Consider the following 15,361-nt stretch of genomic DNA (forward strand, 5'->3'; position numbering starts at 1 on the left):
AGCTAGGCAAAAAATCCGTGAATGTACCATTGTGGCTTTTCTTCTGCCGAGTGATGCCCCGAGCGGAAAAGCCAGTACCGCTGTCCTTTTTCATCCTCTACCACATAATAATCTCGGTGCGGCCCATCAGCCAGCCACCATTCGGGTTCAATGCGCTCGGCATCGTCGGCACGTTTAACGGTGTGGCGCTCGCCTTTGTAAATGAACCACATGGGCGGGTTGTCGGGTGTTAAAAACGCAGCCTCAATGCGCTGGGGGCTAGGTAACAACAACGATGGCCTTGGCCTGTCCATACGCCAGGTGGTGGTGGGTTTGTCTTTTAATGAGGTAGCCAGTTTAATAGAATGCTCGGGCCAGTAACGCTCTTGCGGCAGGTAGCGGCGAATGTTGCCTGCGCCGATCTTATTAGCCAATCTATCCAGTAAATCGGCCAGGCTGTTGTCTTCCAATCCGCAGCTGTCGGCGCTCCATAGGATTTCCTGCTCGGGGTCGGTATCTTCAACCTTTGGCGCATCAAGTGTAAACAGTTCAATGCCGAGTTTAGGTTCGATAGTCGGGATCTTCAACTCAAATAGCTTGAATAAATGCTCGATATGATTTGAGGGGCGATTAGTGCCGATGCCGGTTTGCAGGATCTCGCCATCAACCCGGTAACATTTTAAAATAGCGGTGCGCATACCTTTGCCTTCACCCTCCAGTCGTTTACACATTGCTTCCAGTAAAATTTTTATGGCAATCTCAATCCCCGTAGCGGTGCGGATGGGTTCTAAACAGGGTAGCCGCTCTGAGTAAGGTTCGATGGGTTGCAGCAGTTGCAAAGGCTCATCCTCATTACCCAAAGCCTGATCCAATCGCGTTAAAAACTCCTGCCCGAAACGTCGGCGCAAAACAGATCGCCCCAAACCAATAAAACTTTTGATTTGATAAAAGCCCAATTTTTGCAGCCGCTCTAAAATCATTGCATCTAAACGCAAGGCGGCAGGCGGGAGGGAGAGCAAAGCATTAACCTGCCCGCCCGGCTCAATAATGGGTTTAACTTTGGCAAACCGGGCCACGCCCCAGGCGGTGCCGACGGTATCAGCCATGGCCCCGCGCACGTCATAGCCCTTACCTCGTAAACGCGTGACGATCTCTTTCAGATAGCCCCGCTCGCCATCCCATAAATGTGTACAGCCGGTAACATCCAGCAATAAGCCATCAGGCATATCAATAGCAACCATAGGCGTATAACGAATGCACCACTCGCCCAGGGCTTTCAACAATTTATAATCCTGGCCGGGGATATCGTCAATAACCTCCAGTTCGGGGATGATGGCTTTGGCATCGGCGGCAGCCATGCCTACGGTAATGCCCTGCTGCCCGGCCAGCAGGTTAGCGCCCGTAATGGTATTGCGCCCGCGCACAGGCGTTACCAAAATAAAAGGTACTTCTTTCAGTTCCGGCCGGCGCAGGGTGAGCCAGTCGGTGGTTAAGTGACGAAACCATAAGGAGATAAAGCGCCTTTGCATACCAATTTTGATTTAAAAACTTTCCCAGCCCTCTTTTCCGCTTGCGGAAGAGAGGGCCGACCAGCGAAGCGTAGTCGGGGTGAGTCTTATGCAGACAGGTTAACAAGCCGCCGGGGACTCACCCGGTCGTCGCTACGCTCGACCACCCTCTCTTCGCCTTTGGCGGAAAGAGGGTCAAAAAAGCTTGTCATCTCTACGAGGAACGAGGAGTGATCTGTACACGCGTAATTCTCAGCATGTGTATAGATCTCTCACTACGTTCGAGATGACAAACGTTTTAAAGGAGGTGACGCCCTTTTATTTCAATGATTAGCCAGCCATCCGCTCCGGCTGCATAATCAATTGCTCTTCTCCCTGCTCCACAATCGGTACAAACTTACCTTCAACCCACTCCAACTGCCAGCTGCCGGGGTTACCATTGCGCACCCGCAACAAATCAACCTGCCAGCGGGGGAAACTTACTCCGGGCAAACCTGGCTCAGGCTTACTGGGCAGCGGACTAACCTGCCACCGTGCCACACAGGTGGTACTGCCCAACTTTTTGGGATCATTTCGCAATAAAAAACCAGTCACCTTGCTATCCTCAACGGCCAGCTGCAATCGCCTTGATTGCGCAAAGCTGATCTCGCGCACCTCGGCAACTACGGCTGCCAAGCCTTCGCACTTTAGTGCCTCTTCCATGGCCCAGAGCACGTCGCGGTCGCGCTGCACATCAATAAAAATGATGCGGTCTGGCGTAACGCTAAACGCCTTCAGCGCAGGTGGAAACAGCCTGCGCGAGGTACTGATCCAGATACAGGCGCCGCCTTGCTGCATCAGGGTAGATAGTACGCCACTGATCAAGCCGTCTGTTGCTGCGGTTTGCTCGGGCGTAGGGCAGATCATTTCATGTATGGAACCGGTGGGGAACACGCCATTAGGAAAAGCATCTTCCAGCGGGCCAAGGCCAATACCCTTAACCTGCCCGGCCGGGGGCGGGGTAAAACCCTGCCACAGCAAAATATCTTTTTGCAGTTGGTTGATGATGTCCTTTTTACTGGTTTCCATATTAAAACGATACATTTAATATCGAATAATGAATTTTGAACATCGAATACCGAATTTTACTTCATTATTCGACATTGGTCATTTGGTGTTCGATATTAAAATCACTCAACTCTCTTTAACTTAAGACTTCCTTCCGTACCGCACCTACGGAGCGGATGTTTATTGTTCATGTTTTCTACCGACGTTTAACCCCTACCGGGTTTTAATCATTCTTTATAAGTTGTCTATCATTACCAGACAACGTTAACTCCAAAAACTTCCAGCCCTCTTTCCCGCTTGCGGAAGAGCGGGCCGACGAGCGAAGCGTAGTCGGGGTGAGGCCTATGTAGACAGGTTAACAAACCGCCGGGGACTCACCCGGTCCTCGCTACGCTTGACCACCCTCTCTTCGCCTGCGGCGGAAAGAGGGTCTTTTCCTTTGCCGGTAACTAAAATTTCATTCCTCATTTTAATTAGCTTCCGGACAGGGAAATGCCGCGACAAACAAACTCATATACGCCTGCAGGTGAACAATCATGTGCCGGGCAATGGCATTGCCAACCTCGTTGATCTCTTCCCGGCAAAGCGGGCTTTGGTAATAAGGGTCCCAATTATCCGGTCGGGTATCAAAATAGCGCAGGTATTCTTCCTCATTTAAATGGGTATTGTTATCATACCATTTGCCTTGCTCTAAGCGCAGGGTGAGGGTAACAAACTCCCGGCCATCATGAAACTCGACGATAAACTGGGGCATATAAGGTATGTCCCACTGCTCGGCGGGTACCTCATCAACCTGCAGCCTTACCATGCCGTGGTTTAATTTTACATCTATATAAAACTCTTCCATAAAAATCTATTTACAAACATAATACTAAAAATATTAGTATTTTAATAATGTTTGTAAAAAAATTTAACAAGGGAATAATGATTGAATGCAGGGCGGGAGACGCAAAATGTTGCGTCTCTACAAACGGGACATAAATGTAGAGACGCAATATTTTGCGTCTCCGGACAGTATCTTAACCTAATCATAACCCCAAATTACTTGTCGATTTATAGGCAATAATTAATCTTGTTAACCGAAAAATAATTAGTTTAGATGTTAATGGATAGCAGAAGAGATTTCATCAAAAAAGCCGCCCTTTTAACCGGGACGGCCAGCCTTGCAGGCGCATTGCCCTCATCAATAGCCAAAGCCATGAGCATTAATGCGCCGGAGGGCAGTACCTACCTGGATGCCGAGCACGTAGTAATATTGATGCAGGAGAACCGCTCGTTCGATCATGTGTTTGGTACTTTGCGCGGAGTGCGTGGTTATAACGACCCGCGGGCCATACAACTGGCTGATAAGAACCCGGTATGGCTGCAAACCAATGCCGCCGGCGAAACTTATGCGCCTTTCCATTTAGATATTAAAAATACCAAAGCCACCTGGATGCACTCGCTGCCGCATTCGTGGTCTAACCAGGTGAATGCCCGTAATGATGGCCGCCATGATAAATGGCTGGACGAAAAGCATTCGGGCGATAAAGTTTACCGTAAAATGCCACTTACATTGGGCTATCATAACCGTAATGATGTGCCTTTTTACTATGCCCTGGCTGATGCCTTTACGGTGTGCGATCAGCATTTCTGCTCGTCGCTTACCGGGACCAACCCAAACCGGCTTTACTTTTGGAGCGGCACCATCCGCGATCATAAAGATGAAAGCTCACGGGCTTTGGTTTGGAACGAGGATATGGATTATGGTACGCTGAACTGGCCAACTTTTCCTGAGCGATTAGAAGACGCAGGTATCGACTGGCGATGCTATCAAAATGAAATGAGTATTGATACGGGTTTTGAAGGTGAGGAGGACCCATGGCTATCCAACTACCAGGATAACCCTTTGGAGTTTTTCGGGCAATATAATATCCAACTGCATCCAAGGCATGTGGCGCAAATGAACAAGCGCTTATCGGCTTTAAATACAGAAATAGCCAGCTTACAAAAGCAGGCAGAAACCGATACTGGTATTACCCTAAAAAAGAAACTGGAACAACGCCAAAAAGAGCATAAGCAAGTAAAAGCCGAGCTGGATATCATCAACAGCCGTAAGTTTGACGATTTGACTACCCGCGAGCAAAGCATCCACAAAAAAGCATTTACTGTTAACTATGCCGACCCTGAATTTGGTAAGCTTACCGAGCTAAATTATGATGATAACGGTACCCAACGCACTATGCAGGCGCCAAAAGGCGATGTGCTCCACCAGTTTAGAGCGGATGTGAAGAATGGTAAACTGCCTACAGTTTCATGGTTAACAGCGCCTGAGAACTTCTCGGATCATCCATCGGCGCCATGGTATGGGGCCTGGTATGTGTCGGAGGTGTTGGATATCCTGACCCAAAATCCGGAGGTATGGAAAAAGACCATCTTTATTTTAACGTATGATGAAAACGACGGTTACTTTGACCATGTGCCGCCGTTTACTGCACCACACTCGCATAAACCGGGTACGGGTAAGGTGTCGGCAGGGATAGATACCCGGCCCGATTACGTGACTTTAGAGCAGGAGCAGGCTCGCGAAGGTTTCCCGACTAAATATGACCGTGAATGTTCTATAGGTTTAGGTTTCCGTGTGCCAATGGTGATCGCCTCACCGTGGAGCAAAGGGGGATGGGTAAACTCAGAAGTTTGCGATCATACGTCGACCTTGCAGTTCTTGGAAAAATTCCTGTCGCACAAAACAGGCAAAAAAGTTTTCGAGCCCAATATATCAGACTGGCGACGCACGGTTTGCGGCGATTTGACATCGGCTTTTAGACCTTACGAAACCAAGCAATCGGCACTGCCTGAGTTTTTGGCCCGTAACAATTTTTTGGAAGGAATACACAAAGCCAAATTCAAAGATCTGCCGGCTAACTTTAAAATGCTGACCGCACAGGATGTTGAGCAGGTGAAACTGAACCCGCATACTTCGAATTTATTGCCACAGCAGGAACAAGGCATCAAACATTCAAACGCGTTGCCATATCAGCTTTATGCCGACGGTAAATTGAATGCCGATAAAACTGCTTTTGAACTTAACCTGAATATCGCTACCGAAGTTTGGGGTAGCCAAACCATAGGCACGCCATTTATTGTTTACGCACCTGATAATTATAAATCATTAAAAACCGACGGCTTTGAACCACTTCGCAATTGGAGTTATGCTGTAAAGCCCGGCGATACGTTGGCCGATGCCTGGCCGGTAAATGAGTTTGAAAACAACAATTACCACTTGCGTTTATACGGCCCGAATGGATTTTATCGCGAATTTAAAGGCAACCATGCCGACCCCGAGATTGAAACCCGTTTAGAGTATCAGCGTAATCGCCTCAATAAAAAAGTACTGACCGGCAATGTAACGCTATATGTAAAGAATTTAAGCCAGGGTCAGCACGTGGTTACTTTGACTGACAATGCCTATAAAACCGGCGCTCAGAAAAAAATTGTGCTGGCCAAATCGCAGGCTGCTTTTGCTGTTGACCTGATCAAAAGCATGGGCTGGTATGATTTTACGTTGAAGGTAAGTGGTGCAAATAGTTTCGAGAAGCGATTTGCAGGTAGGGTGGAGACGGGTAAGGCCGGATTTACTGATCCGTTTATGGGGAGGGTGGTGTAGTTATTTCTGAACCATTATGCGGTTATTGCTCAACGTGATAGCTGTGCAATCTTTAAAGTTAGTGAATTGATTGCCGGCGATAGGCGTATACAATATATTGTTGGTAAAGCTGATGTTAGCCGTGCTTTTAGCAGCCAGCGCCTGGTTGCCGTTTAGGGTAAATTTATTGCCGTTGATAGTGATGTTTTGATGAACAGGGCCATCGTTTCGGGTGTTTTCCGGATGGATGCCAATAGCAGGCTCACCACATTTATAAAAGTTATTGTTAATAATGGTAAGGCTCTTCACCATGCCCGACTCATACCAGCCTTCGGCATCATCCTCTACCAACACCCCGGCCGAACCAGTGCGCAGGAAGTTGTTATGCTCAATTACTACCGCCCGGCGTGTGGTAACTAAAATGCCGCGGGTAGGTATGCCGGTAATCGTCGTGTTTTGAATATGTACTTGTGGTGTCCAGGTGGTATTCTCAATCGCGTCATCATTGAGCAGCGCATCAGATACCGGATTTTTCAGGGTGATCAGCACATCTTTATCATTGAGCATTTGAGAGGATACAATCACGTTGTTTGCAAACGATAACAAACTGCTGCCATGGACCAGCTCAATGCTATCGCCAGGCACGTAGGGGTTAAAACCATAAGTCTGCCCATGCATAAAACGTACTTTAAGTTGATTTGACGATACCTTTTCCATAATACGGAGGTGAACACCGTGTACATTCACTGCATCATCATTTGCTCCTGACAGATAGCTATTGCGAATATTGATTAAGCCACGGCAGCTTGAAAAATGCAGGATATCTGCCCAGGCGGCGCAAGTGCGGCCGGTTGCTGTATCAGGCTTAACTACCACCGAATCTATATCTATATTTTGGCAAAACTGGCTCACCACCCCCATGCCGTGCATAAAATAAATGCGGATATTTTTTAAGCTGACGTTTTTACTGCGCTGCATGAAAATGCCGGTGCAGTCGCGGGTTACATCGCGTGTTTGGTAAATAAAGCCTTGTTTAAACCCGGGGTTTGCAGGGAAATAGACCCGGATTTTATTTGGCCCGGTTTCAGCAAAACGGGCTTTGTCTAACGATAAATCTTTGCGGCTGACATAGCTGGTTGCCGGATCATATTCTTGCCAGTACCAACTGGCCTGGTATTGCCAGCCATCGCCCTCAAAATTTAGCAGGCTATCTTTAATGCTGTATTTGGTTTTGATGTTGACGGCCAGATCGGCGTAGTTTTGCTGAAGGCTGGTTACTTTAAATTCGGAGACAGTCGGGGTATTATAGTCATAACTAATCCCTGTAATCGCAACATCCTCGCTATGATCCACGCAGGTTTCAATCATTTTGGCATGCAACATCAATTTGGCGCCTTTAGCCCGGAGTTGTACATGATGCGCGTTTACAATGTATAAAGCAATAGCCTTTAAGCCGTCGGGCACATCGTTGGTATTGGATATAGCCAGTTTGGTTTTATAAGCCCCGGTATCATAAAAATCATATTGCCCTGGTGCGAAAATTACCTGAATGGGTTGTTTGGCTGTGCCGGTGCCAGTTAACACCAACGAATTATGAAAGCTGCCGGGCGATAAAATGATCAACCTGTCGCCTGCGCTAAAATTTATTTTATTTGCCGGCGCAAATGAGCGCCACGGTGCTGTTTTCTGTATGCCTTTGTTATGGTCGTTGCCTTTTATGGGGTCGATGTAATAGTTGATCTCGCCCTGCGATTTTATTCGTTGACCCTGCCCGTAAGACAGCCTGCTGATAAGCAGCACTAACAGGCAACAAAATAATTTCATCAGGCAAGCGACTTTAGACATAACCAAATCAAGTAAATTTTTATAATCCCCCATTGATGCCTATTGGCCAAACATTAAATTATATTGGCATGAAATAGCAGGGTTTATTTCAAATTGCTTTTGGCCCAGTTTAAATTACCCAAAGCAAATTTGTGGTGTGGGTTGATCTTTAAAGCTTTTTGAGCGGCATTGGCACCCAATTGCCATTGCTTCATTTGATTGTAGGCAGCGCTCATGTTACTATAAGCATCGGCATTTTGCGGGTCGAGTTTTAATATTTCAAGGCAGGCAGCAATACATTGATTGTAATAGTGCCCGTTGTAATACGATACGCTCTGGTCCAGATATTGATGAATCTCAAGTTCGCGCGTATGCTGATTTGTGGGGATAGCTGTTGCGGATTGGGGTTTTGCATTTAAGAAACTTAACGCGGTAGCATCATCAGGTATAATAGCCAGCGTTTGGCGGGCGGCTTCGTGCAGCTTATCCGTCATGCCTAAATCATTGTAAGCATCCATCAAAGTATATAAAGCCACGGTAGCATAAGGATTAATTTGCAGAGCCTTTTGAGCCATGGTTATAGCCTTAGTATTATTTTTTATTTGCTGCAGATAGCGGCCGTAAAAAGCATATTCCTCGTAGGTGTTTGGGCTAAGCGATATGGCCCTTTGGAAATTTGTCTCGGCTTCCTGATGATTGCCCATAGCTCCCTTTAAGATCCCAATGTTGATATAGAGTAAATGATATGTAGGTAGTAGCGGTACAGCACTTTCAAAATATCTATCGGCAACGTCATAGTTTCCCTTGGTCATTTGGGTTAAACCATAGTTCATTAGCCCACGGCCGTTGAGCGGGCTTTTTTGGGTAACGTCCAGCCAAAGTGTTTCTTCATTGCGCCATACCTGGTTGCGTTTGGTTATGCCGTAAGCATTCAAACCTAAAACCAATATAATGGCTATTAATACCAGGTTGCGTAGTACCGGACTTGACGCAATTTTAGTTTCGCTCTTTTTAATGAGCAAAGCAATGTAGGTGGTCGCGCTAAGCGCCAGACCTATAAATGGGAAAAACATACGATGATCGTTCGTTACCTCGGCCAGCGGCATTAAGGTGGTGGGTAGCAGAGCAGCGGCAAACCAGATCAATCCGAATGCTATGGGTTTAGTTTCTTTTTTGGCTGACGTTTTAAATATGGTAACTATCAGCGCAATGATGAATAAGATACCGATGATGATCCGCTCGTCAAATACATTTGGTATGATAGTCCAATCGGTATCGGCACTTAAATTAAGCGGCAGGAAGAAAGTGATAAAATAGTGCACCCAGATCCAGGATTGGGTGATTACATAGTCGGAAAAGGAATGGGTAATAAAAAGCGAGGATGAGCTTACTTTGGAGATGATGTAATACTGAATAGCACCAACTACGATCAATAGTGGTAATATTTTAACTATCGCCCTACCAATTTTATGAAGGCTTGTTGGTTTAAATAGATCGGCCAGCGAAAGCTCGTCTTCAAAAATCAAAGTATAGAAAAACACTAAGATCACCAGCACCAACACCGTTTCCTTGGCAAATGCGCCGATAGCCGCCGGGATGAGGTAAAGAAAGGTGTTTCGCTTTCGCGGATAGGCAATATAGATCAAAAATGAGGCGACGATAAAAAAGGTCGATAGTACGTCAGATCGGGAGATGATATAATTAATGGTCTCGGCATTGGCGGTGTTAAGCATATACCAGGCCGTTGCGCCCAGGGCTACATAGGAAGACCATTGCGCTTTAAATGCATTCTTCAATAAATTGCGGAACATGAAAAACAGCATAGCGCCCATCAACACAAACTCAATAAAAGTTGAGGTTTGAAAGTAGCTGGGATACAAGCCGCCGGCAAACCAGCAATCAATAGCCAGCGACGTGGTTACTAATGGCCTGATACTCCAGTGAGCCGGATCGGCACTGAACATGCGTGGATCGGTAAAAAACTGCGGGATATTTTTCAGGCTGCGGATATGCACATTGTCAACCACGGTATGCGTATCATCAAAATGGAACCCGTTATTAAAATGATTGGCATAAACCCCAACCAAAACCAGTAACAAGGCTACGGCAAGAACGGTGATATTTTTATCGGATTTTGACATCGGCCAACTATAGATCTCTTTTACGTATTTGCGATAATTGCTCGGCTATGGCGGCAAAAAACAGGATAATTACCCCAAGCACAATAGCCAGCATTGATCCTACAGATACGCCGCGCCCGGCCAGTAAAATGGGAATACCCCAAACTATACCGCAAATGATACAAAGTAAAGCAACCGGCAAAAAAATACGAATAGGGTTAAACAACACTACCATGTTAAAGACCTCGTACACGGTATGAAAAGCCGTTTTTACGGTAACATTACTTTTGCCCATTTTACGTGGTTCGATATGGATGGGTATTTCAGTAACACGGTGGCGCTTATTGATAAAGGTTAAACAAATTACATCGCTAAAAGCCATGCTGTCGGGGCATATTTTGCAATAGCGTTTGGCTAGATCAGTACGGTACATTTTCATACCCGAGTTGATATCATAAACGGGTAGGGGCATCAGCATTTTAATAATAGAGCGGATAATGCGTTTACCAAAAGAGCGTGCAGTGGTATCGGCTTTTAAACCTTTGCGGCTGCCAACTACCATGTCGGCATCGTCAACAATCAGTTTTTGATATAGGTCGTGGATGTTTTCGGCAACATGTTGCCCGTCGCAATCTATCGTAACCAGGTAATCGGTTTGGCAAGCTTCAATGCCCGATTTGATAGCGCCGCCATAACCCCGGTTAAGTTTGTGGTGGATCACCGTACAGCAGGGATGGTTGATAAAGTCATTTAACAGCGCTTTACTATTATCTGTACTACCGTCATTTACCACAATAAGGTTAAACCCGTTCTGTTCACAAAAAGCAATTACACCGGGTATAACCAGCGGGATATTAGCTGCTTCGTTATAGGCAGGAATGATAACGGTTAGTACTTGCTCTGTCATAGTGCTATAATGACAATAATACTAAAAATTGCCAAGCTGTATCTTAAAAATTAACTATGGGATAATATCAGGCACCCTGCGATGGGGGGGTAATAGCCTTTTGCGACGACACAGCGCCTGTTGCTTTCAGTTTACGCCTGTATAATTTATTTCCGCAGATTACAAACAGCGTATCTAACTTTTCGCCGCCGAACCATAGCGTATTGATTGCACCATCGGGCAGTGATAATATGGCTCTTACCCGGCCGTTTTGATCGCAAACCTGCACACCGATCTCCGTGGCGACATACAGGTTGCCGTTGGTGTCAAAGGCTATGCTGTGCACATCGGTGGTGTCGTTATTACCGGGGTTATGCAGCCAGTATAAGGTTTGTTTATCTGTCAGCTTTCCATCCGGTTGAATGGTGTAATCATACAACCAATGCGAGTGCCTGACGCTAACCACCAACTGCTTTTTATCGGGCGAAACAGCTAAGGCATAGCCCAGGTTTTCATCATGGTCTGCGATAATCTTTTTACCCTTTGTTTTATAATTAAGTATTCCGGCCTGCAAAATATACTGGCTGCCATCTGGAAGCGTGGCGCTGTTAAAAGCCTGTGTGCTGGCTGCCGGCTTTTCGGCTACCGATTGCCAATTTTCATTATAGTCGATAATAGATTTCAACATATCATTGGCCGACCAAGGGCGTTGTACAGGCTGCGGCCAGCCTTTCCATAGCCAGCGCATCGCGTCAGCAAAAATAGCTGTGCCCTGGCTGCCTTCCTGCCCGCCTTCCTGCCACATATTGGTCACTTCATAGCCCGCAAAGTTCAAGGCAGCTTCCATATCGATGTTCGATTTGAACCAATTGCCAAATAAAGGATTCCAGCTGTCATTATTGTTATCCTGCAAATAAACCCGGATAGGCTTTGGTTCGGTTTTTCTTATCAACACCGGGTATTGGTCGCCGCCGCGCATACCAATATAAGTACCGATAGCGCTAAACACCCGGCTAAACAGATCGGGGCGTTCCCACGCAGCGGTAAACGCGCAGATAGCCCCGCTGCTGGCACCGGCAATAGCATGGTCGTTGGCATTTGGCGACAGGTTAATTGCCCTGCCGTCAGCTGCTTTTTGTTTAATTACATCCGGCAAAATTTCGGTTTCGATAAACTTTGCCAAGCGGCCATTCATGTTGTCAAATTCGTTCGTTCTGTTTAAGCGTACTACGGTGCCGTCATTCTGTGTAACCGTGCCCGCCTCAATAAACACGCCGATGGTTACCGGCATTTCTTTTTTGGCGATAAGGTAATCAAACACCGCAGGTGCATTAAATATTATGCCATCCATGCAAACGTACAGGCAGGCCGGTTTTTCGGGCCGGTACGCTTTGGGGATATAGATCCAATAGGAGCGGGTGGTGCCCGGATAAATCTTTGAGTTTTTAAATTTAAACTGTAAGATTTCGCCCTTAGGCACATCGGGCCATGTTTGAGAGGCAGGTTCAACCGGGTAATTTTTGTTGGCGATATCCTGTGCAAAAAGACATGTTTGAGCAGCCATTGCCAATGCAACAATCAGTAATAGAAATTTACGCATGTCAGAGTGTTAAATCAGGCTTATATTGATACTAACATACGCCATATATTCCAAAAACAAAAGATGTTGCCGACGAGGGGCAAAACAATTTAAGCCAGGTGGTAGTTATCTAACCGTTCTACTTTAAGCTTACACCAATTTGGCTACTAAAAAAACATCCATTACCAGGTTATTATTGATACTGGGACTTACCTTACTTCTGGGTGTCGAAGGTTATTTTGGCTACAAACTGCATGTGCTTTCTGCCCGGCAGGAAGAAATCAAAACCGACTATTCTAATGTCAATAATATTACGCTCGGGCTATTTTCGGTAGAGCAGTGGCGCGACAAGGTAGCGGGCATTGTTAACCACCAGGTGCGCCATTTTACGCTTAGCCCCAAACAGAAGCGATCATTGCAAACCGAGGTTGAGCAAGTTATTTATGCGCTCATCAATAAAGCCGAAGCTATAGTAAATAAGCCACAAAAGTCTATCGGTGGTAAACTGAAAAAGCTGGTGGTAAAAACCTTTGTCAAAACCGACAAGATCAAGGCACAGGTACCTGAGTTTGCGAAATCAATACTGGCTAAAGTTGACAATCCTGAGAATAAAGCTCAGCTAGGCAATATGGCTATGAGCAAATTTAATCAAGCGCAACATAGTGGTTCAATTGATAGTACCCTGGATGCCAACCACAAGTTAACTGCGACTTTATATCACAAATATCACGTCGACTCGCCGGATAGCCTTAATCGCAAACTTTCTTCAGTGTTAGAAAGCATGCGCATAGAAACTTATAAATATTGTTTCGGTATGCTGGCTTGTATACTGGTGGTTTTGGCTGTATGGTGGCTGGTAAGAACGCGGGTAGAATTACATGCTACGCTTTTTGTAATGTCGCTGTTTTTTGCGTTCATACTTTTAGCGGTAGGTTTAACCGCTTCAATGATCGAGGTTGATGCCCGCATCCGCTCGCTTGATTTTGTGGTTTTGGGACAGCACGTTTACTTTGAAAACCAGGTGTTGTTTTACCAAAGCAAAAGCATCCTGGATGTGGTTAAGGTGCTGGTTAAGCAACCTGGTATTGATTCAATACTGGTGGGTGCATTGATCCTTTGTTTCAGTATTCTTTTCCCATTAATGAAGCTAAGCTCGACCGGTATCCATTTACTAAGTAAACGAAAACTAGCCGAGAATAGGGTGATCAAATATTTTGCCTTTCAATCTGGCAAATGGAGCATGGCCGATGTGATTGTTATTGCCATATTGATGACCTATATCGGTTTGAACGGTTTGCTGGAGAGCCAATTATCCGCCCTTAATATTCAAAGCGACCAGTTAACTATTCTTACTACCAATAACACAGCCTTACAGCCGGGTTATATTATCTTCATCAGTTTTGTTTTGTATGGACTGATTTTATCTACTATCCTGAAGTTTATTACACCTTATGACGCACATTAATGAGTACTCATCAGCAAAATAAACCACGTAGAAATTTCAAATTCTTCAACGCCATACTATTAGCGGGATTAGCGCTGCTGCTTTGTGGTGAGGCTTATTTTGGTTACAGCGTTTATACGCATTCTATCGATAGGCAGCTGATCAAAAAAGATTTTAGCATGTCGAACAATGTCACATTTGGCCTTTTTTCTATCGATCAATGGCGCGACCGCATTTCGGCAGTGATTAATGGCCAGGTACAAGGCTATCAAATGACTGATAAACAAAAGCATGAGCTCTTAATCGCCGTTGAAAAAGAGTTGCATGGCTTAGTATCTAAAACCGTTGGGGACATTAATAAACCACAAAAGTCAATAGGTGGTAAGCTTAAAAAACTGGCCTTTAACACCATAGTAGATTCTGGCTCGATCCAGGCACAGGTGCGGCCATTCGCCAAAACCATCATCGCTAAAATAAGCAGCCCCGAGAACCAGGACAGATTAAAAAATATAGCCGCCAGCAAAATCAACCAATTAGAAAAGCAAACTTACGATAGTACAAGCGTTGCTAATTATAAAGTAACGCAATACCTGTACCGTAAATACCATGTTTCTAACCCGGTTCAATTTAATAATGTAATTGATAGTCAGTTATCGTTGCTCAAACTGTTAACCTATAAATATGTATTTGCTATGTTGGGCTGCGTAATATTTGCGGTGATTTTATGGTGGCTAATGAGAAAGCAGGTAGAGTTGCAGACGCCGCTATTCATTTTTTCGTTGTTATTTGCTTTTGTAATGCTATTGGTTGGCATTGCTACACCTGTGATTGAAGTAGATGCGAGTATCAAAACGTTTCATTTTATGCTTTTGGGTAAGCAAGTGGAGTTTGCAGACCAGGAGTTATTTTTTCAAAGCAAAAGTATCTTAGGTATTGTTAATACACTGATTGGGCAGCCTAAACCGGATGCAATAGTAGTAGGCTCCTTAATACTTTTGTTTGTTGTGGTTTTGCCTGTTGTAAGGTTGTTTGCCAAAGGTGTCCATATACTAAGCAACCAAAGGTTGGCAAAAAACAAAGCCCTACGCTATCTGGCTTTTGAATCAGGTAAATGGGATATGGCCGACGTAATGATTGTGGGTATGCTCATGACTTATATTGGCTTGAATACTATTGTCAAAAGTCAGCTCTCTGACCTGAACATTCATACCGCTTCTTTAACGGCAGAGACGGCCAATGGAACGTCGTTGCAGCCAGGCTACATTATTTTCGCCGCTTATGTTCTCTTTGCCGCATTGCTATCTTATATTTTTAAGCGCATCACGGCTCCTAAAACTAACTAACATTTT

At 45.4% G+C, this 15,361-nt stretch carries 10 protein-coding genes; 3 read left to right on the forward strand and 7 right to left on the reverse strand.

The window, feature by feature from the left end:
- Positions 1-2: 2 nt before the first annotated feature.
- From HB679_RS12870 to HB679_RS12880, 3 genes are all read right to left on the reverse strand, one after another.
- A complete protein-coding gene (locus HB679_RS12870) occupies positions 3-1,508 on the reverse strand; it encodes a DNA polymerase Y family protein (protein ID WP_214072387.1) in 1,506 nt (501 codons plus the stop codon).
- Positions 1,509-1,817: 309 nt separating this feature from the next.
- The gene (locus HB679_RS12875) at positions 1,818-2,555 is read right to left on the reverse strand and encodes an Error-prone repair protein ImuA (protein ID WP_214072388.1); all 738 of its coding nucleotides are present in this window, start codon (positions 2,553-2,555) and stop codon (positions 1,818-1,820) included.
- A gap of 448 nt (positions 2,556-3,003) precedes the next feature.
- On the reverse strand, positions 3,004-3,381 hold the full coding sequence (locus HB679_RS12880; RefSeq protein ID WP_214072389.1) for a hypothetical protein: 378 nt from the start codon (positions 3,379-3,381) through the stop codon (positions 3,004-3,006).
- Between the two features lie 258 nt (positions 3,382-3,639).
- On the opposite strand from HB679_RS12880, the gene HB679_RS12885 reads away from it, so the two are divergent.
- The gene (locus HB679_RS12885; RefSeq protein WP_214072390.1) at positions 3,640-6,180 is read left to right on the forward strand and encodes a phospholipase C, phosphocholine-specific; all 2,541 of its coding nucleotides are present in this window, start codon (positions 3,640-3,642) and stop codon (positions 6,178-6,180) included.
- On the opposite strand, the gene HB679_RS12890 is transcribed toward HB679_RS12885, so the two are convergent.
- The 4 genes from HB679_RS12890 to HB679_RS12905 form a co-directional block, all read right to left on the reverse strand.
- On the reverse strand, positions 6,181-7,983 hold the full coding sequence (locus tag HB679_RS12890; RefSeq protein WP_214072391.1) for a right-handed parallel beta-helix repeat-containing protein: 1,803 nt from the start codon (positions 7,981-7,983) through the stop codon (positions 6,181-6,183).
- Positions 7,984-8,087: 104 nt separating this feature from the next.
- A complete protein-coding gene (locus HB679_RS12895; RefSeq protein ID WP_214072392.1) occupies positions 8,088-10,124 on the reverse strand; it encodes a hypothetical protein in 2,037 nt (678 codons plus the stop codon).
- A 7-nt stretch (positions 10,125-10,131) separates the two neighbouring features.
- The gene (locus HB679_RS12900; protein WP_214072393.1) at positions 10,132-11,010 is read right to left on the reverse strand and encodes a glycosyltransferase family 2 protein; all 879 of its coding nucleotides are present in this window, start codon (positions 11,008-11,010) and stop codon (positions 10,132-10,134) included.
- A 67-nt stretch (positions 11,011-11,077) separates the two neighbouring features.
- Positions 11,078-12,589 carry an alpha/beta hydrolase-fold protein gene (locus HB679_RS12905; RefSeq protein WP_214072394.1) on the reverse strand — a complete coding sequence of 504 codons (1,512 nt, stop codon included), beginning with the start codon at positions 12,587-12,589 and terminating at the stop codon, positions 11,078-11,080.
- Positions 12,590-12,728: 139 nt separating this feature from the next.
- Here HB679_RS12905 and HB679_RS12910 point away from each other — a divergent pair, with 139 nt between their 5' ends.
- A complete protein-coding gene (locus HB679_RS12910; protein ID WP_255547601.1) occupies positions 12,729-14,033 on the forward strand; it encodes a paraquat-inducible protein A in 1,305 nt (434 codons plus the stop codon).
- Positions 14,033-15,355 (forward strand): paraquat-inducible protein A, encoded by a 1,323-nt coding sequence (locus HB679_RS12915; protein ID WP_214072395.1) that lies wholly within the window; start codon positions 14,033-14,035, stop codon positions 15,353-15,355. Before HB679_RS12910 ends, HB679_RS12915 begins: the two co-directional genes overlap by 1 nt.
- Positions 15,356-15,361 lie beyond the last annotated feature (6 nt).

It is taken from the genome of Mucilaginibacter sp. dw_454 (assembly GCF_018449775.1).
Taxonomy (GTDB): domain Bacteria; phylum Bacteroidota; class Bacteroidia; order Sphingobacteriales; family Sphingobacteriaceae; genus Mucilaginibacter.